The sequence below is a fragment of the Collinsella ihumii genome, assembly GCF_030385545.1.
Classification (GTDB): Bacteria; Actinomycetota; Coriobacteriia; order Coriobacteriales; family Coriobacteriaceae; genus Collinsella; species Collinsella ihumii.
The window spans coordinates 341,815-365,064 of sequence record NZ_JAUEIQ010000002.1 but is presented as its reverse complement, the minus strand read 5'-3'; the positions used below and the strand labels follow the sequence as shown (position 1 = coordinate 365,064).

The 23,250-nt window shown below is 64.1% G+C and carries 21 protein-coding genes; 10 read left to right on the top strand and 11 right to left on the bottom strand.

Annotated features, from left to right (window positions below):
• The first annotated feature begins 262 nt into the window (after positions 1-262).
• From acpS to tsaD, 6 genes are read left to right on the top strand one after another with little or no spacing between them, the layout of a single operon-like run.
• Positions 263-784 (top strand): holo-ACP synthase, encoded by a 522-nt coding sequence (gene acpS / locus QVN30_RS03835; RefSeq protein WP_204571617.1) that lies wholly within the window; start codon positions 263-265, stop codon positions 782-784.
• Positions 785-801: 17 nt separating this feature from the next.
• Complete coding sequence (locus QVN30_RS03830) at positions 802-2,418, top strand: NAD(P)H-hydrate dehydratase (RefSeq protein ID WP_079989112.1); 1,617 nt, start codon at positions 802-804, stop codon at positions 2,416-2,418.
• A gap of 3 nt (positions 2,419-2,421) precedes the next feature.
• Positions 2,422-3,573, top strand: a complete 1,152-nt coding sequence (alr, locus tag QVN30_RS03825; protein ID WP_204539690.1) for an alanine racemase — start codon at positions 2,422-2,424, stop codon at positions 3,571-3,573.
• Positions 3,574-3,582: 9 nt separating this feature from the next.
• Positions 3,583-4,242 (top strand): uracil-DNA glycosylase, encoded by a 660-nt coding sequence (locus QVN30_RS03820; protein WP_087201797.1) that lies wholly within the window; start codon positions 3,583-3,585, stop codon positions 4,240-4,242.
• A gap of 1 nt (position 4,243) precedes the next feature.
• A complete protein-coding gene (gene tsaE, locus QVN30_RS03815) occupies positions 4,244-4,780 on the top strand; it encodes a tRNA (adenosine(37)-N6)-threonylcarbamoyltransferase complex ATPase subunit type 1 TsaE (RefSeq protein ID WP_289835526.1) in 537 nt (178 codons plus the stop codon).
• A complete protein-coding gene (tsaD, locus tag QVN30_RS03810) occupies positions 4,780-7,227 on the top strand; it encodes a tRNA (adenosine(37)-N6)-threonylcarbamoyltransferase complex transferase subunit TsaD (protein WP_289835525.1) in 2,448 nt (815 codons plus the stop codon). The genes tsaE and tsaD overlap by 1 nt, the downstream gene beginning before the upstream one ends.
• A 73-nt stretch (positions 7,228-7,300) precedes the next feature.
• Here tsaD and QVN30_RS03805 read toward each other — a convergent pair whose 3' ends face one another.
• The 7 genes from QVN30_RS03805 to QVN30_RS03775 all read right to left on the bottom strand — a co-directional run bounded on the left by QVN30_RS03805 (position 7,301) and on the right by QVN30_RS03775 (position 13,808).
• Complete coding sequence (locus QVN30_RS03805) at positions 7,301-7,963, bottom strand: HAD family hydrolase (RefSeq protein ID WP_087201793.1); 663 nt, start codon at positions 7,961-7,963, stop codon at positions 7,301-7,303.
• A gap of 13 nt (positions 7,964-7,976) precedes the next feature.
• Positions 7,977-9,014 (bottom strand): hydrogenase expression/formation protein HypE, encoded by a 1,038-nt coding sequence (gene hypE / locus QVN30_RS03800; RefSeq protein WP_289835524.1) that lies wholly within the window; start codon positions 9,012-9,014, stop codon positions 7,977-7,979.
• A 19-nt stretch (positions 9,015-9,033) separates the two neighbouring features.
• Positions 9,034-10,152, bottom strand: a complete 1,119-nt coding sequence (gene hypD, locus QVN30_RS03795) for a hydrogenase formation protein HypD (RefSeq protein WP_289835523.1) — start codon at positions 10,150-10,152, stop codon at positions 9,034-9,036.
• The gene (locus tag QVN30_RS03790) at positions 10,149-10,406 is read right to left on the bottom strand and encodes a HypC/HybG/HupF family hydrogenase formation chaperone (protein WP_204571614.1); all 258 of its coding nucleotides are present in this window, start codon (positions 10,404-10,406) and stop codon (positions 10,149-10,151) included. Before QVN30_RS03790 ends, hypD begins: the two co-directional genes overlap by 4 nt.
• Before the next feature lie 185 nt (positions 10,407-10,591).
• On the bottom strand, positions 10,592-13,111 hold the full coding sequence (gene hypF / locus QVN30_RS03785; RefSeq protein ID WP_289835522.1) for a carbamoyltransferase HypF: 2,520 nt from the start codon (positions 13,109-13,111) through the stop codon (positions 10,592-10,594).
• Positions 13,108-13,557: a nickel-responsive transcriptional regulator NikR gene (nikR, locus tag QVN30_RS03780; protein WP_289835521.1), complete on the bottom strand. Its 450-nt coding sequence runs from the start codon at positions 13,555-13,557 to the stop codon at positions 13,108-13,110. Before nikR ends, hypF begins: the two co-directional genes overlap by 4 nt.
• A gap of 2 nt (positions 13,558-13,559) precedes the next feature.
• Positions 13,560-13,808: a hypothetical protein gene (locus QVN30_RS03775; RefSeq protein WP_066831421.1), complete on the bottom strand. Its 249-nt coding sequence runs from the start codon at positions 13,806-13,808 to the stop codon at positions 13,560-13,562.
• A gap of 424 nt (positions 13,809-14,232) precedes the next feature.
• Here QVN30_RS03775 and QVN30_RS03770 point away from each other — a divergent pair, with 424 nt between their 5' ends.
• The 4 genes from QVN30_RS03770 to QVN30_RS03755 all read left to right on the top strand — a co-directional run bounded on the left by QVN30_RS03770 (position 14,233) and on the right by QVN30_RS03755 (position 18,729).
• Positions 14,233-14,736, top strand: coding sequence for a PTS sugar transporter subunit IIA (locus QVN30_RS03770; protein WP_289835520.1), 504 nt, complete (start codon positions 14,233-14,235; stop codon positions 14,734-14,736).
• Between the two features lie 24 nt (positions 14,737-14,760).
• Positions 14,761-15,630 carry a BglG family transcription antiterminator LicT gene (gene licT / locus QVN30_RS03765; protein ID WP_289820203.1) on the top strand — a complete coding sequence of 290 codons (870 nt, stop codon included), beginning with the start codon at positions 14,761-14,763 and terminating at the stop codon, positions 15,628-15,630.
• Complete coding sequence (locus tag QVN30_RS03760) at positions 15,631-17,235, top strand: PTS transporter subunit EIIC (protein WP_289835519.1); 1,605 nt, start codon at positions 15,631-15,633, stop codon at positions 17,233-17,235. It abuts the gene before it with no gap.
• Positions 17,236-17,343: 108 nt separating this feature from the next.
• Complete coding sequence (locus QVN30_RS03755; RefSeq protein ID WP_289835518.1) at positions 17,344-18,729, top strand: 6-phospho-alpha-glucosidase; 1,386 nt, start codon at positions 17,344-17,346, stop codon at positions 18,727-18,729.
• A gap of 48 nt (positions 18,730-18,777) precedes the next feature.
• Here the strand turns inward: QVN30_RS03755 and QVN30_RS03750 are convergent, their stop codons facing one another.
• The 4 genes from QVN30_RS03750 to QVN30_RS03735 form a co-directional block, all read right to left on the bottom strand.
• A complete protein-coding gene (locus tag QVN30_RS03750) occupies positions 18,778-19,455 on the bottom strand; it encodes a transposase (RefSeq protein ID WP_289835517.1) in 678 nt (225 codons plus the stop codon).
• Between the two features lie 323 nt (positions 19,456-19,778).
• A complete protein-coding gene (locus QVN30_RS03745) occupies positions 19,779-21,104 on the bottom strand; it encodes an SLC13 family permease (protein ID WP_204539663.1) in 1,326 nt (441 codons plus the stop codon).
• A gap of 43 nt (positions 21,105-21,147) precedes the next feature.
• Positions 21,148-22,056 (bottom strand): MBL fold metallo-hydrolase, encoded by a 909-nt coding sequence (locus QVN30_RS03740; protein ID WP_289835516.1) that lies wholly within the window; start codon positions 22,054-22,056, stop codon positions 21,148-21,150.
• Between the two features lie 241 nt (positions 22,057-22,297).
• A complete protein-coding gene (locus tag QVN30_RS03735; protein ID WP_289835515.1) occupies positions 22,298-23,209 on the bottom strand; it encodes a LysR family transcriptional regulator in 912 nt (303 codons plus the stop codon).
• Positions 23,210-23,250: the final 41 nt, after the last annotated feature.

Genomic DNA, 23,250 nt, shown 5'->3' with positions numbered 1-23,250 from the left:
GGGGCTCCGCCTGCTGCTGAGGCCCTCCCGTCGCGGATTCTTGCATAGCCGCGGATGGCGCCCGCCGGGCGATCTGGCGCGGTCCCGCCGGCTTCGGCGGCCCGGAGGACGAGGGCGCCCGGTATGCATAGCGGGAGAAATCGCGTTTCGGGGCTTCTGCCTGCTGAGGCTGTCGTGGTTCCTGCGTGCTTCTACGTCGTATCTCTCAGTTGCTAGTACAATACCTATGCATGTGCATTTGTAGATGATTTAGGTGGTGTATATGGCAGAGGCGGGAATCGGTGTCGACATCGTCGAGATCAGCCGCATGGAGCAGATTCTCGAGAGGACGCCTTCGTTTGCCCAGCGCCTGTTTACTGATGAGGAGCGGGCGTATTGCGATGCTTCTGCACGTCCTGCGGCGCATTATGCTTGCAGGTTCGCTGCTCGGGAAGCTGTTCTTAAAGCGCTCGGTACCGGTTTTGGTCAAGGCGTCGGTCGATCTGATGTTTCCGTATCTCGTGATAAGAACGGCAAACCCCTTGCTGTCCTGAGCGGCCGTGCTGCAGAGATCGCCCAGCATCAAGGTATTGTTGAGGTCGCCTTGTCCTTATCGTTCACCACCGATTTGGCCATTGCGAACGCCCTTGCCATTACCGCCGATGTTCGCCCTAAGCCAAAAGATGTCAAAGAAGACGATCGGACGAAGATCGCAAAATCCTTTCGTGAGGCTCGTGCGGTCCTCGACGAGCTTGATAGCGCATCTATCATTGAGCTGTCCGCCTCGGACGGCGAAACGGCCTAACTGAAACGGGAGCTTATATGAAGCCTATTCTGAGTACCGAAGAAGTAGTCAAGCTCGAGAACATCATCGAGCGTGAAGGCACGTCCAAAGCTGAGCTTATGGAGCATGCGGGCGAGTTCGTAGCTTCGACAGCTCTTTCGTATCATCCGAAGGAGGTCGTTGTTCTTGTCGGCTTCGGCAACAACGGCGGCGACGGTTGGGTTGCGGCCGACATCCTGCAGCAGCATGATGTCCATGTCGTCGTCGTGTCTCCCGTTGAGCCCAATGAGGTTCCGTCTGCTTTGGCGCGCCATGTCGCCCGTCGTACCGCGGGGCGCGATGTCGAGATCGTCGTCGGTCCCTCGCGCGATGAGCTTGCAGCTCTTCTGGTGAAAGCCGATCTTGCTATCGATGCGATTTTGGGAACCGGCTTCCATGGAGAGGTCCGTCCGCCGTTTTCCATCTGGATCCCGACGCTGAACGACAGTTCTCCTCGCGTGATTTCCGTCGACGTCCCCTCCGGTTTGGATTCTGACAGCGGCGTTGCCGCCGATCACTGCGTGCGGGCTGATAAGACGGCCACCATGATCGCCCCCAAGATAGGCCTCTATAGCGCCGACGGCCCCCAGTTTGTCGGAGAGCTCGTGTGCGGTGAGCTTTACGATCGGTTGGACGAGGTTATCGACGATGTCGACCATGCGGCTGAAATCGTTGAGCCTGCGGACCTGGTGGATTATATCGAGCCTCTGCCCGCCAACGTCAACAAGTATTCCCGCGGATCGGTGCTCGTGGTCGCGGGGTCCGCTCGGTATCCCGGTGCTGCCATGATGGCCGCGAAGTCCGCAGCGCGTGCGGGCGCCGGCTATGTTGCTGTCGCTGCGCCCGATGCGTGTGCGAATCTGATTCGCATGGCGCTTCCCTCGATTCCGGTCATCGCCATTCCGTCCGATTCACGCGGATCGTTCGGTGCCGCTGCGCGCCAAGTGGTGTGCGAGATCGCAAAGAAATACGATTGCGTGCTCTGCGGGCCCGGGATGACGACGGCATCCGGCTGCATGCAGGTTGTCTCCGGTCTGCTTGAACTCGACGTGCCGCTTATCTTGGACGCCGATGCCCTCAACTGCCTTGCGCGTCTTTCGATTGACGGTATCGACAAGACTCCCGAGCTCTATCGTCGCGAGGCCCCGCTCATCTTGACGCCTCATCACCGCGAGCTGTCTCGCCTGGTGGGTGACGTTCCGGTTGACGACCTGGGTACGGCCATCGATGCCGCCCAGCGCATCGAGTGGGCGGTCGGATCGGATAATCTGGTCGTGGTCGCGAAGGGCGCGACGACGGCTATCGTGGGCGTAGAAAAGGTGCTCATTCCCATCTCGGGACCCGCCTCTCTTGCGACGGCCGGGTCGGGGGATGTGCTCGCCGGTATTATGGCGGGGACCGTTGCGACCGCCCATGGCGATGTTGATCGCTGGGAGCTGCTGTGCGCCTACGCGGTCGCCGTTCATTCCTATACGGGTTTTGCCGCAGCCGCCGAATATGGCGAAAAGAGCGTTATCGCCACGGATCTGATCGACCTGATCGGCGAGGCGCTTCAGCTTGTGGAAAACGAGGCCTGCAAGGATTTGGGAATTCTGACCGATGGGGAGGCTGAGTAGGCCATGGTGCTTCGCAAGGAGCCTCTGACGCGATGGGCGTGGGTCGAAATCGACCAGGGCGCGCTTCGTCGCAATACGCGTGCGTTTAAAAACCTCTTGGGGCCGCGACAGCGCCTGTGCTGCGTCGTGAAGGCGGACGCGTACGGTCATGGGGCTGTTGCCTGCGCAAAGGTCATGCACGCCACAGGGACCGACATGTTCGCCGTGGCGACGGTGAACGAGGGGGTCGAGCTTCGCCAAGGCGGGATCGCCGAGCCGATTTTGGTGCTGAGCGAGCCCCCGATGACGGCGATCGACACGCTGCTCGAGCACAATCTCATGCCCTCCATCTACACATCGGAGTTCGCCCTCGCCTACGGGGAGCGCGCGGTGAGCTGCGGCACGATCGGCAAATACCACATGGCGATCGAGACGGGCATGAATCGCATCGGCGTGCACTATGCCGATGTCCTCGAGTTCCGGCGCGAGATCGATTTCCATCGCGGCATCCATTGCGACGGCGTGTTCACGCATTTTGCGACTGCCGACGAGTCGAACGGCTGGGACTATAAGCTGCAGTGCAAGCGTTTCGACGAGGCGGTCGCCGCCATGAAGGATGCGGGATATGAGTGCGGTATCGTCCACTGCGACAACACCGTGGCGTCGATCCTCGACGGCTCGACGCATTACGATATGATTCGCGCGGGTATCGGCCTGTACGGATTGCAGCCCAGTGAGGTCACGCGTCCTGTGTTCCCGCTCGACCCCGTCATGAGCGTCAAGGCGCGCGTGACGCGAACCGCGCACCCGGCAATGGGAGAGGGTGTCGGGTACGGCTTCACCTACCGCGTTCCCCGCGCGCGCGTACAGATCTGCACCCTGCCGCTCGGCTATGCGGACGGTCTGTCCCGCACGCTCTCGAATCGCATGGACGTGCTGTATCGCGGCATGCGCATCCCCCAGGTGGGAAACATCTGCATGGATCAGATGATGGTCGCGATTACCCAGACTTCCCGCCAGCAGATTCCCGAGGCCCAGATGGGCGATATCATGACCGTCGTCGGGCGCGACGGGGACGCCGAGATCACGATGGACGAGATGGCGCAGCTGCGCGGCACCATCAACTACGAGGTTGCGTGCGGGTTCGGCATGCGGCTCGAGAAGATCTACTGCTAAGGAGCACCCATGGGCGTGATGCATATTCCAGGGCATGAGCACCAGAAGCCACGCGAGGTCTCCCTCGAGGAGATCCGCTCTGTGCTGGGGGATTGCCGCCTGTGCCCGCTGTACGAGACGCGCACGAACATCGTGTTCGGTGTGGGCAACCCCCATGCGCGCGTGATGTTCGTGGGCGAGGCCCCCGGGCGCAATGAAGACCTGCAGGGAGAGCCGTTTGTGGGCAGGGCCGGAGAGAACCTGAACGGGATCCTCTCGCTCGCAGGGCTCAAGCGGGAGGATATCTACATCGCGAACGTGCTGAAGTGCCGTCCTCCGGGAAACCGCGATCCTCGGCCTGATGAGGTGCTCGCCTGCTCGCCGTTTTTGCGGGAGCAGATTCGCAGCATCTGGCCGGATATCATCGTGACGCTGGGGAACCCTGCGACGCATTTTGTGCTCAAAACCGAAATCGGCATCACGAAGCTGCGCGGGAGGTTCCATCAGATGGGGCATTTCGTGGTCATGCCGACCTTCCATCCGGCGGCGGCGCTGCGCAACCCCGCGTGGCAGAAGTTGATCGAAGAGGATTTTCGCATGCTGGGAGACTATCTCGAGCGCCATCCCGCCGATGCTCCCGTTGCGCCCGCGTCGGAGCACTCCGACGCGCTGCCGAAGGTCGTGGAGTAGCATGGCGCTCAGCCGAATCGGAGCCGGCCGCTTTGTGAGCGAATCGGTCGAAGACACCATGGAATTCGGGCGGCTCATGGCAGGAGGGGTGCGCGATGGCGACGTGCTGGTGCTCACCGGGGGCTTGGGCGTGGGAAAGACCCATCTGACCAAGGGGCTCTCTGCCGGGCTGGGGGACACCCATCCGGTGACCAGCCCCACCTTTGCGCTCATGGCGGTGCACGATGGCGGGCGGATCCCCTTGTTCCATTTTGACCTGTATCGCCTGGAGCACGCATATGAACTCGAGGATACGGGCGTGTACGACGTGCTGGGATACGAGGGCGTATGCGTGCTGGAGTGGGGGGAGCAGTTCCAGGACGAGCTGACCGACGAGTTCCTCTCCGTGGTGATCCAGCGCGATCCGGAAGACGAGACGAGACGCTTGGTGTCGCTTGAGCCTCACGGCGTTCGAGCGCAGGAGCTTGCGCGTGATATCGATCTGGCGGCAGCCCGCATCGCGGGCGCGCCGGACGCGACGGGAAATGGATGCAATTGATGTCAGATGCAGATGAGATGCGATCGTTGATCTTGGCGTGCGATACGTCGACCGATATGCTGGCGTGCGCGCTGGCGTGGTGGCCGGCGCACGGCGTGTCGCCTGCGGCCGCCGCGGGCGTTGAGGTTCTCGCCCGAGCCGACCATCTGTGCCGTCGCCATGCGAACGTGGAGCTGGTCGACACCGTTGCCGCGGTGCTCGAGAAGGCCGGAAAAACCATGGACGACGTCGACGCGGTGCTGGTCGGGCGCGGTCCCGGCTCGTTCACGGGCGTGCGTATCGGGATCTCCACGGCAAAGGGCCTTGCGCGCGGTGCCAATGTCGATCTGTTCGGCGTCTCGACGCTCGACGCGACCGCATGGACGGCATGGCGAGCGGGCGTCCGTGGTCTCGTGGGCGTTGCCGCCGATGCCATGCGCGGCGAGGTGTACCCCGCGCTCTACCGTCTTGACGAGAGGGGCGCGGTGCGGCTCTATGAGCGCGAGCGCGTCGTAAAGGCCTCGGTCGCCATCGAAGAGTGGTCCTCCCGTCCCGATGCGCACGAGATTCAGCTGACCGGCGACGGCTTGGTGCGCTACGGTAACCGGTTTGAAGAGGCGGGCCTGATGGCGCGCGTGCTGTCGCGCGATCTGTGGTGGCCGACGGGTGAAGGGCTGCTGCTTGCCGCCCGCGCGCTTATCGACGAGGCGGGCGGATCCGAGGCGGCGCTTGGTTCCGGAGACCCCGCGCTCGTGCTTCCCATCTACACGCGTCTGTCAGATGCGGAGGAAAACGAGCGCAGGCGCCTTGGCCTGGCGGAAAGCGCTCATATGGATACGACCGGCGTTGCCGACGAGCTTGCCGGCAGGCATCTGCAGCTGAGGCCCATGGGCGCCGCCGATGCGGAAGCGGCCTCGGAGCTCGAGGCGGCTTGTTTCGAGGGCGCGGGGCATGCTCCGTGGACGCCGACGATGTTTTTGGACGAGTTGGGAGACGGGGTCGCGGCGCCGCGCTCCTGGTGGGTGGCCCATGATGATGGCAGGCTCATCGGCATCGCGGGGGGTATGGTCGTTGACAAGGATATCCAGGTGCTGGACGTCGCGGTCGACGCGGGCTATCGTCGTCAGGGCATCGCGCGCAAGCTGCTCGCGCACGTAAGCTATGACGCGCAGATGCTCGGCTGCGAAAGCGCGTCTCTCGAGGTCGAAGCGGATAACGCCGCCGCCGTCGCGCTCTATGAGGAGCTTGGGTTCTCTCGGGTGGGAATCAGGCGCGGCTACTACGGCCCCGGCATCGATGCCTGCGTCATGAGTGCCTCGCTTCCGCTGGCCTTGCCGGTGGATGCGGCGTCTCCCGAGCCGACCTCCGCCGTCCATCGCGCCTGGCCGCTTTCCGAGCCCCGCCGTACGGATGCCGAGTTTGCTGAGCTCGATCGTCGAAAGCCCGTGCTCGCTATCGAGAGCTCGTGCGACGAGACGGCCGTCGCCATCATCGATGCGGACGGCACCCTGCTGGCGAATCAGGTTTCCACCCAGATCGATTTTCACGCTCGCTTTGGCGGCGTGGTGCCCGAAATCGCCTCCCGCAAGCATGTCGAGGTCATCGTAGGCGTCGTCGATGCCGCGCTCGAGGAGGCGGCGGAGGCGCTCGGTCTCGAGGGCGGGGCGCTGTCGCCCAAGGAGCTCGCTGCGGTGGGCGTGACGCAGGGTCCGGGTCTTGTCGGCGCGCTGGTGGTCGGCGTGGCATTCGCCAAGGGCTTCGCCTATGCGGCGGGAAAGCCGCTCATCTGCGTGAACCATCTTGAGGGGCATCTGTACGCCAACCTGCTGACAACCCCCGATCTCAAGCCCCCGTTCATCTTCACGCTGGTGTCTGGCGGTCACACGATGCTCGTGCACGTCCGCGCGTGGGGCGATTACGAGGTGCTGGGGGAGACGCTTGACGATGCGGTGGGCGAGGCGTTCGACAAGGTCGCGAAGGCGCTCGGGCTCGGGTATCCCGGAGGGCCGATCATCTCGCGCCTTGCGGAGGACGGCAACCCCAAGGCCATAGACTTCCCACGCGCCCTGAATCGTAAGGGGGACTATCGCTTCTCGCTCTCAGGGCTCAAGACCGCGGTCATGCTTTATATCGAGCAGGAGAACAAGGCGGGCAGGCCTATCCATCTGCCCGACCTCGCAGCCTCGTTCGAGGCGGCGGTTTTCGACGTTCAGTACAAGAAGGCACGCAACGCATTGCGCGAGACGGGGGCAAAGGAGTACTGCATCGGCGGTGGCGTTGCGGCCAATCCCCACTTGCGCGACATGATGGTCAGGAAGCTGAGCCGCCAGGGGATCAGGGTGACCGTGCCTCCGCAAAACGCGTGCACCGATAATGCCGCCATGATCGCCGTCGTTGCGCGAGAGAAGTTCTTGAAAGGCGAGTTTTCGGACTTCTCGATCGATGCGGATCCCAACATGACGCTTTAGGGAAGTGCCGATCGGTCCGCGTTCGTCCTCCCGAAAAGGGGAAACGGAGAATCGAAGGCGCGAGCGGGGGAGGCTATCGGCCGAGCGCGATGTCTACGAGTTGCTGCTGCGTGTCGACGATGAAGTCGGCCCCTGCCGCCTCGAGTTCCGTGCGGCCGCGGAATCCCCAGGTGACGCCCGCTACGGCGAGACCCGCGTTGTGACCGGTCTCCACGTCTACGTTGGAGTCGCCTACGTAGAGCGTCCGCTCCGGCGCGGCATCGAGCTGCTCGAGAACATGGAGCGTGATGGGCGCTGCCGGTTTGGGATCGAACTGCGCCGTATGGCCCTGGACGACGGCGAATCGGCCGGCGCCGAAATAGCGTTCGATCAGCGGGAGGGCGGCGGCATGGTCCTTATTGGTGAGGACGGCGAGCGTCAGCCCCGCTGAGCGCAGCGCATCGAGCATCTCGATGGTTCCCGGGTAGGGGGCCGTGTGATCTTCCTTGTGGAGATCGTAGCAGGTCCGGAACTCCGAAAGCACGCGCTCGAACAGGGCCCCGTCTCCTGCGAATTCAGCGGGCATGAAGCGTTCGACCAGCTTCTGCATGCCGTTTCCCACCTTATAGCGATAGGCGTCGATGGGAAAGGTCGGCCAGCCGTGCGCCGTGCAAACGCGGTTCGCGCTGCGTGCGAGATCCTCGAGGGTGTTGAGAACGGTGCCGTCGAGGTCGAAGATGACATGGGTGAAAGGCATATGGGCGGTGCTCCTAGCAAATTCGGGGAAGCTGCTCTCCGACGAGCATGTCGAGGATGCGCGTCGACCCCCAAGGGGTTCGCACGCGGACATACGGCTCGGTGCCGCAGGCAAGCTCGCAGACAGTTCCGATGATCGCGGCGTGCTCTCCGTAGCGAGATGAGCGCATGGCTGCGAGCGCCGCCTCGGCTTCGTCGGCCGGCACGATGGCGACCATCTTGCCCTCGTTGGCGACTTGAAGAACGTCGTAGCCGAGCATCTCGCAGGCGCCGCGTACCTCGGGGCGCACAGGGACGGCCTGCTCCTCCACTTCGAGGACGGTGCGGCTGGCGGCGGCGAACTCGTTTAAGGTGCTGGCGATGCCGCCGCGGGTCGGATCGCGGAAGCAGCGGACATGCGGTGCGGCATCCATGACGGCCGCGATGAGATGGTTGAGGGGCGCGGCGTCGCTCACGATGTCGGTAGAGAAGGCGAGGCCTTCGCGCTGGCTCATGACGGCGATGCCGTGATCCCCTATCGTGCCGGAGATCACGATAGCGTCGCCGGGCGCGCAGTTCGCTCCCGAGAGGTCGACGCCGGCGGGGACCTCCCCGACACCCGCGGTGTTGATGTAGATGCCGTCGACGCCGCCGCGCTCGACCACCTTCGTATCGCCGGTGATGATGCGCACGCCGGCCTCGCGTGCCGTGTCGGCCATCGACGTCACGATGCGCCGGAGTGCATCGAGCGGATAGCCCTCTTCGAGAATGAACCCGCACGAAAGGTATCGAACGTGCGCTCCGGATGTGGCGACATCGTTGACCGTACCGCATACCGCCAGCCTGCCGATATCGCCTCCGGGAAAGAACTGGGGCGTCACGACGAAGCTGTCGGTCGAGAGCGCGATGCGGCCCGTGGCGGGAAGCTCGGCGACGCCCGCGTCGTTTCCGACTACGAGCTCGGGAGAACCGAACGCCTCGAAGAAGATGTCGTCGATGAGGCGCTTCATCATCTGGCCGCCTGAGCCGTGGCCAAGGAGCACCGTCTGCTCGTCCGTTGATTTCATATCCATCAGCTCTCCGGGTGACTCGCTAGCGGTCTTTGAAGCGGAAGGAGGCGGCGCAGCTTCCCTCGCTGGAGACCATGCATGGTCCGATGGGGTGTTCGGGGGTGCAGCCGCGACCGAACAGCGGGCACTCGCCAGGCGCGATGCGGCCGCGGAGCACGTCGCCGCAGCGGCATCCGCGCGGCTCGACGGTCGGCTCGACCTCGATATCGAACCGCCTGGACGCATCAAAGGCCGCGTAGGCGTCGCGCAGCCTGAGTCCTGAGGCGGGAAGCTCGCCGAGCCCGCGCCAGAGGGCGTCGCACGGCTCGAAGACCTCGGCGCACAGACGCTGCGCGACCGTGTTGCCCTCGCGGTGCGCGCCGCGAGGGTAGGCGTTTTTGATATCGGGGGCGCCGGAGATGACCATGCGCGCAAGCATCTCGATGCCGGCGAGAATATCGACGGGCTCGAAGCCCGTGATGACGCCGGGGGTGGAGAACTCGTCGACGAGGAATCGATAGGGCGCCGCCCCCGTGATGGTCGAGACGTGTCCGGGGAGCAGGAAGCCGTCGATGCGCGTCTGCGGGTCGTCTTCGATGGCGCGGAGCGCCGCGGGCGTCGTCTTGTTCGCACAGAACAGGGAGAAGTTCGAAAGGCCGCGCTCAGCGGCCTCGAGAACGCAGGCTGCCATGGCGGGCGTGGTCGTTTCGAATCCGACGCTGATGAACACGACCTCGCGCGCAGGGTTCTGCGCGGCGATATCAAGGGCGTCGAGCGGCGAGTAGACGACGCGGATATCGCGACCGGCCGCCTTTTCGGCAATAAGCGAGGTGCTCGATCCGGGGACGCGCATCATGTCTCCGAACGTGGCGGTGATGACGCCGTCGAGGCGGGCGAGCGCGATGGCCCGGTCGATATCGCGATTCGCCGTGACGCACACGGGGCATCCTGGGCCGGAGAGCAGGTGCAGGCCTTCGGGCAGAACGGAGCGGAACCCGTATCGGCCGATGCTGACGGTATGGGTCCCGCATACTTCCATGAGATAGATGGCGCGGTCTGCGACCAGAGCGTTGATGCGCGCGATGAGCTCGCGAGCAAGGTCCGGGTCGCGAAACGCCGCGAAATCCGCGGTGCGCGGCATCCGGTTCGGGGAGGCGCTCATGCGGTGGCCCCGTCGGGGGCGGGGAGCTCCTCGGCCACGAGCTCGTCCATCTCCCGGATGAGCTCGATGGTCTCGCGCGCCTCTTCGGGATCGATGATCTGGATGCCGAATCCTGCGTGGACGAGCACGAAATCGCCGACGCGGGCTTCGGGGACCAGCCGCAGGGAGATGTTGCGCGTCGCCCCGAGCATATCGACTTCTGCGGTCGAGGTGTCAATGATGCGGGTGATGGCGCCCGGTACTGCTAGGCACATGGCATGCTTCTCTTTCTGCGGCCGCATCCTTCGGATGCGGCCGCGACGCGTTGATCGAGAAAATGGTACCGCTCCGCTGTCATGGGGGCAACGTCGCCAAGGAAGCGCCGGTCAATTGCCTTCGCGCCGGCCGCGACACCGCCGGTGTCGCGGCGGAAGGTCGCATATCTTGCCCGCGTGCCAGGCTATCGGCGCGCAAGGTGCGCCCGCGCCACCGCCGCCTGGCCGTAGGCGATGCATCCGTCGTTGACGGGAACGGTGGTGGGGATGAGCACGCGCATCCCTGCGCTCTCAAGAAGCGCGGCCGTGCGCGTGAGCAGCAGGCGATTCATGAACACGCCGCCCGAGAGCGCTACGGTTCGAATGCCGGTGCTCAGCGAGACGAGGCGCGCGGCATCGGCGGCCGCCTGCGCGACCGTCTCGTGGAGGGCGAGCGCGAGATCGTCGGGATCGATGCCAGCGGCGATGCCGTCGAGCAGGCCGAGCACAGTAGGCTCCATGTCGAGTACAAGGGGATCGTCGCATTCGGATCGAGGGGTGCGCCCCCCGCCGGCCTCCCGCGGGCGGGCCTGGGCGTCTTGGCCGCGCTCGGTGGCGTGGTGTATCGCATAGGGGAGCCCCTGGGTCGCGCTCGAGGGCATGGCGCCCCCGTTGCGCTTGAGCGCGCGCGTCGCGGCGGCCTCGAGCTCGATGGCGGGCTCGCCTTCATAGGTTGCGTGTCCGCAGATGCCGAGTATCGCGGCGCAGGCATCGAGGAATCTGCCCATGCTGCTGGTGAGGGGGCTGTTGATGCCGCGCTCGACCATGGTCGCGGTGATGGAGCGCTCCTGCTCTGAGAGCATCTCGATCAAGGGGGCGGCGCCTGCGTGGCCGAGCAGGCCGTCGCGGGATAGCAGAGAGAATGCGCAACGCCGGGCATCGCGAATGCTGGCGACTCCGCCGGGGAGGCGCCAAGGGCGCAGGTGCGCCGCGCGCGTGAAGCCGCGAAGGTCGGCAACGAGGATCTCCCCGCCCCACACGGTCCCGTCGCCCCCACCGCCCGTGCCGTCGAACGCGATGCCGATGACCGGGTCGTCGGCATCGTGGATGCCGCGCGCCGCGGACTCGGCGATGACCGAGGCGATATGTGCATGATGATGCTGCACCTCGATGAGGGGGATGCCGCGCGCTCGGGCGTGCCGGCGCGCCCATTGGCTCGACAGGTATGACGGATGCGCATCGCAGGCGAGTGCAGCGGGGGTCACGTCGAACAGGGATTCCAGGCGCTCGAGGGCGTCGCGCCACGCTCCGAAGGTGGAGCCCCGCTCGATATCGCCGATATGCTGGGACAGGAAGCACGCGGCGCTCCCGTCCGGATCGTTGCGCACCAGCGCGAGGGTCGCCTTTTGCTCGGAGCCGCAGGCGAGCAGGTCGGGTGCGGTCGCGCCGGCCTCGATGCGCGGCAGCGGAAGGGGCCGGGGCGCGTACCCGCGCGCCCGGCGCACGGGAAGGACGAGGCCGCCTGCGCAGCGCACGACGGAGTCGTCGTAGCGCGAGAGGATGGCCCGGTCGTTTCCCAGCAGGGCGTCTGCGATGGGGCCGAGACGCCTCCAGGCGTCGTCATCATCGGTCTCGATCGGTTCGCCGCTGATGTTTCCGCTGGTCATGACAAGGGCGCGGATTCCGCGTCGGGCACATGCCGCCATGATGAGGTGCTGCAGCGGCGTGTACGGCAGCATGACGCCGATCTCGGGGAGGTCGCGGGCGACGTCGTGGGTCAGATCGATGCCGCCTTCGCGGTCAGCGCGTGCGAGCAGGACGATAGGACGGATGCTTCCTGCGAGAAGCTCGCGCTCCCGGGCGTCGACGGAGCAGAGGGACTGCGCATCGCGAACGGTGCGCACCATGATGGCGAACGGCTTGCTGCTGCGCCGCTTGCGGCGGCGAAGCTCGCGCACCGCGCCAGCATCCTCCGCGCTGCAGGCCAGATGGAAGCCCCCGAGCCCCTTGATGGCAACGATGTCCCCGTTTTCCAGCAGCTCGGCGCACCGCTCGATGATCGCATCGCTTTCCTCGCGCGTTGTCCCGCGCGCAGGCGCGCCCGCCGCGCCGCGCCCGTGCTCGCGCCACGTGATATGGGGTCCGCAGGCAAAGCAGGCGTCCGGTTGGGCGTGGAACCGGCGGTCGGCGGGGTCGGCATACTCGGCGGCGCATTCCGGGCACATGGGGAAGGCGTCCATCGAGGTCGCCGCCCGGTCATAGGGCAGCGAACGGATGATGGTGAAGCGAGGGCCGCAGTTGGTGCAGTTGATGAAGGGGTAGTGATAGCGTCGGTCGGCGGGGTCGAAGAGTTCCCGCAGACAGTCGTCGCATGTCGCGATGTCAGGCGATACGAGCGTGGTCCGTGCGCCGTCCGCGTCGGATGCGAGGATGGCGAAGCGCGGATCGCCCGGCTCGGGCTCATCGGGGCATTCCATGTCGCGCACGGAGACCGCGTCGATGCGCGCGGCGGCGGGGGCGTGCCCGCGGAGGCCCTCGAGGAAGGCCTCGATATCCGGGGCGCTGCCGACGGCATCGATGTGCACCCCGTCAGGCGCGTTGAGCACCCATCCCGCGATGCGGTGCGCGCGGGCTTCGCGATAGACGAAAGGGCGCATGCCCACACCTTGCACGATGCCCGTGACGTGGACGGCTACATGGCGGCGGTGCCCAGCGGGGCCTCTCATGCGCTCAGGTCCAGGCTCGCCCCGGTGGCCGCGCACGTAAGCTCCCCGTGATGGACGCCGCGAAGGCCGAGGAGCTTGTCGGCGAGCTCGTAGACGCGCGCACCCCTGCCCCGAAGCGCAAGGATCTCCAGGCAGTTGTGATGGTCGAGGTGCACGTGCATCGTGGAGACGATCTCGTCGGTGTAGTCGTGCTGGACCTCGTCGAGGCGGCGCGTCAGGTCTCCGGTGTGGTGGTCGTAGATCATGGTGAGCGAGCCGATGACCTGCTCGTCCGGCGTGCGCAGGTTTTCGCGCACGAGCGCCGCGCGCATGAGGTCCCGGATGGCTTCCGATCGGTTGCGGGCATCGCCGCGCCGCGCGATCAGGGCGTCGAATCCGGCCAGCATGTCCTCCGGAACCGCGACGGAGAACCGGACGAGTTCGCCGGCGTTCTCAGGGCAGCCCACGGCTACACCAGCCTGACGGTTCCGACGGAGTTGTGATCCGCCTCGATGGCGTCCTCGTAGCCCTCGAGGGCTGCGCGGGCCTGGTCGAGGGAGCCCATAGCGGCCTCGAGCATGGCTCCGATGCGCTCCATGTCGTAATTCTCGGTGGCGTGCAGCAAATCGTGGCTCCAGCCCCGCGCCATCGCGATCGTGTCGTCGATCTGCTTGACGCTCATGGCGAGCTGTCCCATGTTCATGCCGGTATCGTGCATCGCGTGCCTCCTTCGTGCGTGAGGGAACGCCTCCGTGTGTTTTGCGCCTGACGCCCCGCGCGGGCAGCCAGTGCTTCCAAGTGTAGCGCACAAGGTTCTCGGGCGGCGCGCGCTCGCACGGGCGCAGTGCTGCGGTCTTCCCGGTCGGGTGAGGGATCTTGCGGCCCTCTGCTTGCTCTGTTCGCCATGCGATGGGGCGGGGCGAATCCGCTCATCGCCAAAATGCAACCGTTCGCCGCCGAAATCGATTAGGATGCGTGATATCTTTCTATAGTCAATTGCTGTCGTAAGAAATGCGGAAGGTTACTGCGCTCGAGTAGGCCTAACCAAAATCTTGAGGACCCGCCACAGGGCGGGATGTCTTCGGCTTTTGGTTAGGCCTATTTTTTGTCGATAGTCGACATGTTCGAACAGGAGCGCATCTATGGGCATCTTCTCCAATCTCTTCTCAAAGCAGCAAGAGCACGCTGCGGCTTCCCGCCCCGAGGTCACCTGCCCCGTTGCGGGAACGGTCGTCAAGCTCGAGTCGGTGAGCGACCCGGTGTTCGCGAGCAAGACCATGGGGGACGGCATCGCCATCGAACCGAGCGAGGGCGTGCTCGTCGCGCCGGTCACCGGAACCGTCCAGGCTTTGTTCCCCACGGGCCATGCGGTTGCCGTGCAGGGCGATAACGGCATCTCCGTTCTGCTGCATATCGGTATCGATACCGTCGACATGAAGGGCGACGGCTTCACGGCCCATATCTCCCAGGGCGACCGCGTTTCCGCCGGTCAGAAGCTCGTGACCTTCGATTTGAACAAGATCGCCGAGGCGGGCCATCCCGCCACCACGATGGTGCTCATCGCCGAGTCCACCTGCGACGGCACCCTGCACACATGCGATGAGGGCGCGGTTGCCCTGGGCGATGCTGTCATCTGGTTTGCGTAAGACAACGGCGACGAGGAACTACCGATGCTCATCAAGCGCGTATACAACAACAACGTCGTTTTGGTTACCGATGATTCCGGCGCCGAATGCGTTGCCGTTGGGCGTGGCCTGGCGTTTTCAAAGCGCGCGGGCGACGAGGTCGACCAGAGCATGGTGGAAAAGGTCTATACGCTCGATAGCGAGGAGAACCGCACGCGCTTCGAGAACCTCATCAAGAGCATCCCGGTCGAATACCTCACCATCGCCGACGAGATCGTCTCGATGGTTCAGCGCGAATCGGACCTTCATGTGGGCAACAACCTGCTGATCGCGCTCGCCGACCACATCTCGCTGTCGCTCGAGCGCGAGCGCGCGGGCGTGCCCTGCGAGAACCCGCTGCTTATGGAAATCAAGCAGTTCTACAAGCGCGAGTTCGCGCTTGCCCGTCGCGCCGCGGGCATTATCCACGAGCGCATGGGCATCTGGATCTCGGAGGGGGAGACCGGCTTCATCGCGCTGCACATCGTGAACGCCACTATGGGCCAGCGCGCCGACGTCCTGGTGCTGTCCATCCGCATGATCCAGGACATCTTGGACATCGTTTCCAGGGACTTCTCGATCACCTATGACGAGGAGTCCATCCAATACGAGCGGTTCCTCCGCCATCTGCAGTTTTTCGCCCAGCGCGTCTTGGGCGAGGACTCGAAGCAGTCGGAGGACACGTTTCTGTTCAATTTGGGTAAGGACCAGTACCCCGCCGCGCTCGCGTGCGCCGAGAAGATCGGGGCCTATGTTGCGGGCACCTACGGACGCAGCGTGACCGACGCGGAGAAGGGCTACCTGGTTTACCACATCATGAATCTCGTACACGCGACGGCCTCGGGCCTGAGCACGGGGGAAAGGAGTACTGAGTAAATGTTGGGAAAGATTAAGGGCTCGCTGGAGGTGTTCTCGAAGTCCATCGTCCAGCCGCTGATGTACCTGTCTGTTGCCGGCACCGTGCTGATCTTGGGCATCGTGCTCACCAACCAGACCGTCACCGCGATGGTTCCGTTCCTGCAGCTGCCGTTTTTCGCCGTGACCGGCCAGATCATCTACAACAGCCTGATGTTCATCGTCAACAACCTGGCTGTCATCTTCTGCGCGGGCATCGCGGGCGCTATGGCGAAGAAGGACAAGGGGCATGCGACGCTGATCGGCCTGATGTCGTTCTTCCTGTTCCTGAACGCCAACAACATCATGCTGAACGCCATGGGCATGCTTGCCGAGCCCAATGAGATGCTCGGTCTGACCGGCACCGGCCAAAGCGAGGTCCTGGGCATCCAGGTGCTCGACACCGGCGTGTTCGGCGGCATCATCATCGGCTGCATCGCGGGCGTCATGTTCAACCGCTTCGGCTCCAAGCAGTTCCCGCTGGCGCTGTCCATGTTCTCCGGCGTGCGCTTCCCGTTCTTGATCATGATCTGCATCTCGCTGGTGCTGGGCGTTGCCTTTTGCTTCATCTGGCCGCCGGTGCAGGGAGCGATCTCGGCGATCGCCAGCCTGATCCTGCAGAGCGGCAACATCGGCCTGTTCATCTACGGCATGCTCAACAAGCTGCTTGTGCCGCTGGGCCTGCATCACCTCGTCTACACGCCGTTCCAGTTCTCTGACGTGGGCGGTACCCTGACCGTTGCCGGCCAGACCATCGCCGGTGCGTACCCGATCCGTGTTGCCGAGATGGCCATGACCGGTCAGCCCTTCTCCGACAGCACCTACTTCAACAGCTACACGTTCAACAACCTGTGGCCGTATCTGGGCATCGGCGCCGCCTTCATCGTCACGTCCTATAAGGCCAACCGCAAGAAGACCGAGTCCATCATCATCCCGCTGATGATCACCGCCGTGCTCACCTGCATCACCGAGCCGATCGACTTCCTGTTCGTGTTTGCCGCGCCGATCCTGTTCGTGATCCATTCGCTGCTGTCCGGTCTGTTCCTCATGCTGCTGAAGGTTCTGTCCATCCCCGCTGCCACGTCGGGCGGCATCATCAACATCATGGTGTCCAACCTCGTGCTCGGCGTCGACAAGACCAACTGGCCCATGATGATCGTTCTGGGCGTGGTCAACGCTGCGCTCTACTTCGCGCTGTTCACGCTGCTCATCAAGAAGCTGCATCTGCACACGCCGGGTCGCGAGGGCGACGAGGACGCCGTTGCCGTCGAGGCCGCCTCTGCCGATTCCGGCACCGCCGCCGTCGCGGCTCCCGCTGCCTCCGGCTCCGCCGCGGCTGCCTCCGGTGACGACGCCATCCTCGATCTCATCGCCGGCCTGGGCGGAAAGGACAACATCATGTCCGTGGAGAACTGCTTCACCCGCCTGCGCGTCAACGTCGCCGACGAGTCCAAGGTCAACGAGGATCTCATCAACCATATGAAGAACAGCGGTATCGTTCGCAAGGGCAACGATATCCAGGTGATCTTCGGCATGGAGGTCGCAAGCGTGCGCGGCAAGGTCGAGGAGGCCCTCGCCAACATGTAGGCGCGCCCCCATCTGGGATGCAATCGACCAAGCGGGGCCGGGCGCTTTCCGGTCGGCCCCGCCTGAAAACGTAGGTATTCAGCACATCGTTGAAAGGAAGCAGCGAACATGATTATCACTTTGGCGGGCGGCGGTTCCACGTTCACCCCGGGCATCGTCAAGTCGATCGCCCTGCGCAAAGACGAGCTCGAGGTCGACGAGATCCGTCTGTACGACATTAACGAGGAGCGCCAGCGCAAGGTCGGCGTGCTCGTGGACTGGATTCTGCACGAGGACCTCAAGCTGGACATCAAGCTGACGGTCACCACGGACAAGGCCGAGGCGTTCACCGATGCCGATTTCGTCTTCGCGCAGATGCGCGTGGGCGGCTACGCGATGCGCGAGCAGGACGAGAAGATTCCGCTGCGCCATGGCTGCGTCGGCCAGGAGACCTGCGGCTGCGGCGGTCTCGCATACGGCATGCGCACCATCTTCCCCATGGTGGAGCTCATCGATGACGTGGAGAAGTACGCAAAGCCGACCTATTGGATCCTGAACTACTCCAACCCGGCCGCCATCGTTTCCGAGGCCTGCCGCGTGCTTCGCCCGAAGGCGCGCATCATCAACATCTGCGACATGCCCATCGCGATCATCGACGTGGTCGCCGCGGCGCTCGAGTGCAGCAAGAAGGATATCGTCTACGACTACTTCGGATTGAACCACTTCGGCTGGTTCACCTCCATCGAGGTGAACGGCGAGGAGGCGCTGCCGCGTCTGCGCGAGTACATCAAGGAGCACGAGATCCTGCTGCCCGCGGCGTTCTTGGCCGACAAGCAGTCGCTCATGAAGGCCGCCAAGTCCGGCGACGAGGGCGACGAGAACCCCGAGCAGAACCGCCACACCAAGGGCAGCTGGTACTACGTGTGGAAGGGCGTCTACGAGATCATGGAGCTCTTCCCCGAGTACCTGCCCAACACCTATCTCAACTACTACCTCCAGCAGAAGGAGTTCGTCGAGCACTCCAACCCCGAGCGCACCCGCGCCAACGAGGTCGAGGAGACGCGCGAGAAGAACCTCTTCGACGGCATCGACCGCTACGAGAAGACCGGCGAGATCGATGAGAGCGTGTTCTATGCGGGCAGCCACGGCGATTGGATCGCCGATCTGGCCATCGCCCTGAAGAACGACACCAAGGCGCGCTTCCTGGTCATCACCGAGAACCGCGGCGCGCTGCCGAACATGCCGTACGACGCCATGGTCGAGGTGCCCGCCTACATCGGCAAGAAGGGCCCCGAGGTCATCTGCCAGGACCCGATTCCCCTGTTCCAGCAGGGACTCATGATGCAGCAGCTCAACTCCGAGAAGCTGCTGGTCCAGGGCGCCATCGAGGGGTCCTACGAGAAAGTCCTCCAGGCGTTCACCCTGAACAAGACGATGCCGTCCATGACGGTGGCCAAGGAGATCCTGGACGACATGATCGAGGCCAACAAGGGATACTGGCCCGAGCTCCATTAGGGCCTGCGCCCATCTTCGGGCATCGCTAACGTGCGGGAAGGGGCTGTATTAGAAGTCGTTTCCCGAACTCAGCCCCGTGAAGGCGGCCCGTCCCGGTTCCCCGGGGCGGGCCACCGCCGTTCCCTGCGATGCCGCAGCCATCCGTGAAGAAGGGCGGGGAGGGGCTATTCCCCCTGCCCCCGGTCCTCCCTGAGGCCCGCCAGGAACATCTTGCGTATGTTGTGGCCGGTCGCGGTGCCTCAGGGTCGGCTTCCTCCGCGTGAAGCTGAACCTGTTGGCGTCGGCCCCGACCTTCGCGCCGTCCAGGAAGCAGGTCTCGAGGGCGATGCGCCCCGCCTCGGCGAGCACGGCCACGACCTCGGCGAAGACCTCCTCGAAGATGGGGCGCGCCCGCTCGGTGCGGAACCCGTTGACGGTGGAGTGGCCGAGCGGCTCCATGCCGGTGGGCTGCATGGGGTTGATGTTCTCCCGCGTCGCGGCCGCTATCTTCCTGCTCGAGCAGATGCCGCCCGCGCAGCGGAACAGGACCACCTTGGGCATCATAGCGGGGTCGTGGGCGGGGGCGCCGCCTCCCGGGCAGGGCGACCCGGGCAGGCGCCTGTCCATGCGCCCGACGGCCGCGTCCACGAGCCTGACCATCGCGTTCGCGGGGATCGGGTCGGAGACGTCGGGCGGCAGCGGCAGCGGCTGGTGCTGGCGGCAGGGGCGGAACCTGGGTCCTGGCATGGCGTCCCCCGCTCTCCGGGTGATAGCTCAATTATACCATAACCGCAGGTAGACAGCTGTTTTATGGTCTCCGCGCCCCTTGCCGCCGGACCCTTCTGGCGCCCTCCCGGGACAAGGCGAGGGGCCCGCGCCGGAGCGCGGACCCCTCAATCGTTAGGGACCTTATGATACAGGCCCCGCGGGCGTTTCGTTCGGGTATCGCTGCTGCTGCGATGCCCGAACCGTATATCAGACGCGCCGGCTGCCGGTCTAACGTCGAGCGGCCGGCGCGCCCGTAAAGCGCGCATTCGGGTTTGCCGCGCTTTACCGCAAAAGAAGAGGGTCTAGAACACCGGGTAGATGATGGACAGCCAAGCCGCCAGGACGACCCAGATCAGCAGGGTGGGGAACCAGCCCATCTTGAGCATGGTCTTGAGGTCGTAGCCGCCGGCGCCCATTGCGTAGACGACCGTCGAGGTGGCCGTCGGCAGGATGAAGGCGCTCTGGGTGGCAGCCATGACGCAGATGATGCTGCCGATGGGGTTGGCGCCCAGAGCCTCGCAGACCTGGATGGCGATGGGGTAGAAGATGAACGTCGTCGTGCGGTTGTTCAGGAAGTTCGTGCAGATGTAGGGACCGACGCAGAGCAGGATGTAGTACATGAACGTGTTCTGGAAGGTGTTCACCAGGGCGGCGACGGTATTGCCGATGATCTCGCCCGCACCGGTGTTGGTAAGGGCACCGGCCATAACGAGGCCGCCGACGAACATGAGCCAGACCCAGATGGGCAGCGCGCGGGAAGCCTCTTTGGGCTTGAGGACGCCCGTAAAGATCATGAGCAGGGCGCCGGCCATGGTGACGACCCAGTTATCGAGCTGGATGGGCAGCTCGACGGTGCTGACGATGATCAGGGCCAGGGTGACGCCAAAGAAGATGATGAGCGCGGAGGCCTCCTGGAAGGAGTTCAGCTTGGGCTTTTCGAGCTCGGCCTTGGCACGGCCCTTGGTGTCCTGCTCCTCGACGCCCATGATGGCGGCCACAGGCTCTTTGGGCGTGAAGCGCGGGGCGATGAAGATGCAGTAGATGAACATGGCGACGAGCACAGGCCAGCGACCCATGAAGGGGTCGAAGATGCCGGCGCGGTACTCGGAGCCCAACGCCTCGAGCTGCGTGTTGTAGATGGCGTACTCGGTCGCGCCGCTGCCGATGGGCATGCACACGACGCAGGAGATCAGCAGGGCGGCGTAGGGGAACATGACGCGCGAGGGGCTGTAGCCCATGGTCTCGACCGTGGCGGCGAGCATCGGGGCCATGACGCAGAAGACGACCAGGATGCTCGGGATGAACTGTACGAGCAGAAGGCCGATGATGCTGTAGCCCAAAAGCACGAGCGTCAGGCTTCCCTTGGACAGGCGCTGCACGGTCTGCGCCAAGGTCTTGACGAATTGCGTTTTGTTAAATCCCGCTGTGACCACAAACATGGTGCACGTCAGAATACCCGTCGTGTTGCCGAAACTGCTGACGACGACCTCCTCGTCGACGCAGCCCGTGATGAAGAACAAGACGACGCCGAGCACCGTGGTGGTGGCGATGGATTTATAAGGATCCCAGATAAACAGAACCATCAACAAGATGGTGATGGCAAAGCAGATCATGACCTGCATATCCATATGGAACCCTCCTTCCTACGTTGGAAATGGAACAGGCGATGCGCTATTGGGCGGAGATTCCGGTGGTGATGCTGTACCACTGGTACGGCTTGGGGTTGAACGCCACGCCGGGGTAGCCGTCCGCCTTCAGCACCCCGTTCACGCGCCCGAAGTACTCGTTTAAGTCCTCGCCCTTGGCGCGCGCGTTGTTGTGGTGCAGCGGCATCATGAGCTGGGCGCCCATGGCCTCCATCTGGCGGGCGTACTCCTCGGGGGTGTACGAGCGGATGCGGTGGCGAAGCATCAGGTTCGGGGCCTTGTCGCGCACGTGGCGCACGTGGTCGGGGTAGTCGCGCCCCGCCGAGAAGTCGATGCGGTAGTTCTGCGGGGTCTCGATCAGGAAGTTGAAGCAGAGCATGGTGCCCAGGCCGTTCAGACGGTTGGGGCACGGGATGGCAAAGTCATCGCTTGCCGCATACGGGGTCTCGGGGCTGCTCGGACGCATGAAGGCGCCCTCGCGGAACGCGCGGTTGTCGTGCGCGCCCGGGTAGACCGTGAGCGTGAAGTCGTCCAGGTAGTAGGTGTTGCCCGGGTACAGCGGCATGATGGCCCCATACGGGATGTCCTCCACACGGGCGAGCTCCTCGGCTGCACCCGCGGGCACCAGCACCCGCCCGTAGAACTTGTTCCAGAGGTCGCCGGCGATATTCATGTGGTCGCCGTGCACATGGCTGATCAAGATGTAGTCGGCACCCGTGAAGTCGTCGACCGAAAACCCTTCCTGCGCGTAGACCTTGAGGGAGTTCGCCTGCTGCTTCGTGAGTTCGGGAAGCACCCGCAGGTTGTCGCCCTCCCAGTAGAAGGGGTCGGTGACGATCGTCTTGCCGTTGGGCAGCACCATCTCGTAGCACTGGACTGAGATCCAGCGGATGCGCAGCGCCTCGGACTGAACGGATTCGACATAGTCGCTCATCGTCGGTCTTCCTTTCTCGTTTCATGCTCCATAACCAGCATTCCTCCTTTTCACATGGGTGGATATCTCGTCGATGTGGAATATAGAAAGCGAGAAGAAATGTGTAAAATGACTTAATATTCAGTTTTGTTGAGAAAAAGGAATAGTGCAGACCGCGAGGGGTTGACGCATGGGTGGTCATGACATGAAAAACGCGCCCAGCAGGCGCGTTGAGACAAGAGATGCTATTTCTTAATACTCTTCAGGATATATATCCATATAACAATCTAACGGCTTTCTGCATATGTATCAGCGACTCGTCCTGGTCCAGATCCTTGGATGTCACCATGCACATCTGCTGTTCTTCTCGTGTTCCTTCCGGCAAACAGAGGTAGGCGACGGAATTGCGCAGATAGGGAGGCTCCATCACGATGGTGTTGCCGAGACCGCGATACACGGCGCCGAGCGCGCTGCGCACGTCATTTACGTATAGGCGGTTGACGGGATGCTTGCCGATACGGTCAAAATAGGCCTGCGCCGTCGCTCCGGACCTCGTCAGGGTGGCAATGCGGATAAAGGGCTCATCGAGCCAGCGGTCATCGGCGACGACCGGATAGGGGTAGCCGCTTTTGAGCTCGGCGGTGTCGAGCAACTCGGAATCGTCGGGCACCACGAGCACCGGGCGCGCAGGGCTGAGCGGGACGTAGGTGAGCCCCGAGCGGAAGCTGTCCACATAGGCCAGGCACACGTCCAAGTCGCAGTTTTCCGTATCGCGGATGAGCTCGGCCGAGCTGCTCTCCCGCACGCTCACGGGGCGGACGCCGGGGTTTGCAAAATAGGCTGGCAGCAGGCGGTCCAAGATGAAGTCGGCAAAGCCCATGCCGTACCCGAGGCGGATGGCGTCGGCGCCGTTGGCTTTAAGTTTCTGGATCCCATCCGCCACGAGCTGGTCCTGCCGGATGATCTCGCGCCCCCGGTCGACATAGAGCTTGCCGATGGGCGTCAGGGTGAAGCGCTTGCCGTGCCGGTAGAACAGCGGGCTGCCGAGCTCGGACTCGATGCGCCGGACGTATTTGGACAGCGCGCCCTGCGTGATGCGCAGGCGCTCCGCCGCCGCGGTCAGGCTCGCTTGGTCGGCGATCTCGACGATATAGCTGTAATCCTTGATGTTCATGGCGCTCCTGCGGCTCGGGTGTCTTACATCATATCCATGTG

Excerpts from the sequence above, each read along its gene's own strand:
- hypF (WP_289835522.1), bottom strand. The coding sequence starts at position 13,111 with ATGAGAGGCCCCGCTGGGCACCGCCGCCATGTAGCCGTCCACGTCACG.
- QVN30_RS03770 (WP_289835520.1), top strand. The coding sequence starts at position 14,233 with ATGGGCATCTTCTCCAATCTCTTCTCAAAGCAGCAAGAGCACGCTGCG.
- tsaE (WP_289835526.1), top strand. The coding sequence starts at position 4,244 with ATGGCGCTCAGCCGAATCGGAGCCGGCCGCTTTGTGAGCGAATCGGTC.
- QVN30_RS03805 (WP_087201793.1), bottom strand. The coding sequence starts at position 7,963 with ATGCCTTTCACCCATGTCATCTTCGACCTCGACGGCACCGTTCTCAAC.
- QVN30_RS03735 (WP_289835515.1), bottom strand. The coding sequence starts at position 23,209 with ATGAACATCAAGGATTACAGCTATATCGTCGAGATCGCCGACCAAGCG.
- QVN30_RS03775 (WP_066831421.1), bottom strand. The coding sequence starts at position 13,808 with ATGCACGATACCGGCATGAACATGGGACAGCTCGCCATGAGCGTCAAG.
- hypE (WP_289835524.1), bottom strand. The coding sequence starts at position 9,014 with ATGGATATGAAATCAACGGACGAGCAGACGGTGCTCCTTGGCCACGGC.
- QVN30_RS03750 (WP_289835517.1), bottom strand. The coding sequence starts at position 19,455 with ATGCCAGGACCCAGGTTCCGCCCCTGCCGCCAGCACCAGCCGCTGCCG.
- licT (WP_289820203.1), top strand. The coding sequence starts at position 14,761 with ATGCTCATCAAGCGCGTATACAACAACAACGTCGTTTTGGTTACCGAT.
- alr (WP_204539690.1), top strand. The coding sequence starts at position 2,422 with ATGGTGCTTCGCAAGGAGCCTCTGACGCGATGGGCGTGGGTCGAAATC.
- QVN30_RS03745 (WP_204539663.1), bottom strand. The coding sequence starts at position 21,104 with ATGGATATGCAGGTCATGATCTGCTTTGCCATCACCATCTTGTTGATG.
- acpS (WP_204571617.1), top strand. The coding sequence starts at position 263 with ATGGCAGAGGCGGGAATCGGTGTCGACATCGTCGAGATCAGCCGCATG.
- QVN30_RS03830 (WP_079989112.1), top strand. The coding sequence starts at position 802 with ATGAAGCCTATTCTGAGTACCGAAGAAGTAGTCAAGCTCGAGAACATC.
- QVN30_RS03760 (WP_289835519.1), top strand. The coding sequence starts at position 15,631 with ATGTTGGGAAAGATTAAGGGCTCGCTGGAGGTGTTCTCGAAGTCCATC.
- QVN30_RS03755 (WP_289835518.1), top strand. The coding sequence starts at position 17,344 with ATGATTATCACTTTGGCGGGCGGCGGTTCCACGTTCACCCCGGGCATC.
- QVN30_RS03740 (WP_289835516.1), bottom strand. The coding sequence starts at position 22,056 with ATGAGCGACTATGTCGAATCCGTTCAGTCCGAGGCGCTGCGCATCCGC.
- tsaD (WP_289835525.1), top strand. The coding sequence starts at position 4,780 with ATGTCAGATGCAGATGAGATGCGATCGTTGATCTTGGCGTGCGATACG.
- QVN30_RS03820 (WP_087201797.1), top strand. The coding sequence starts at position 3,583 with ATGGGCGTGATGCATATTCCAGGGCATGAGCACCAGAAGCCACGCGAG.
- QVN30_RS03790 (WP_204571614.1), bottom strand. The coding sequence starts at position 10,406 with ATGTGCCTAGCAGTACCGGGCGCCATCACCCGCATCATTGACACCTCG.
- hypD (WP_289835523.1), bottom strand. The coding sequence starts at position 10,152 with ATGAGCGCCTCCCCGAACCGGATGCCGCGCACCGCGGATTTCGCGGCG.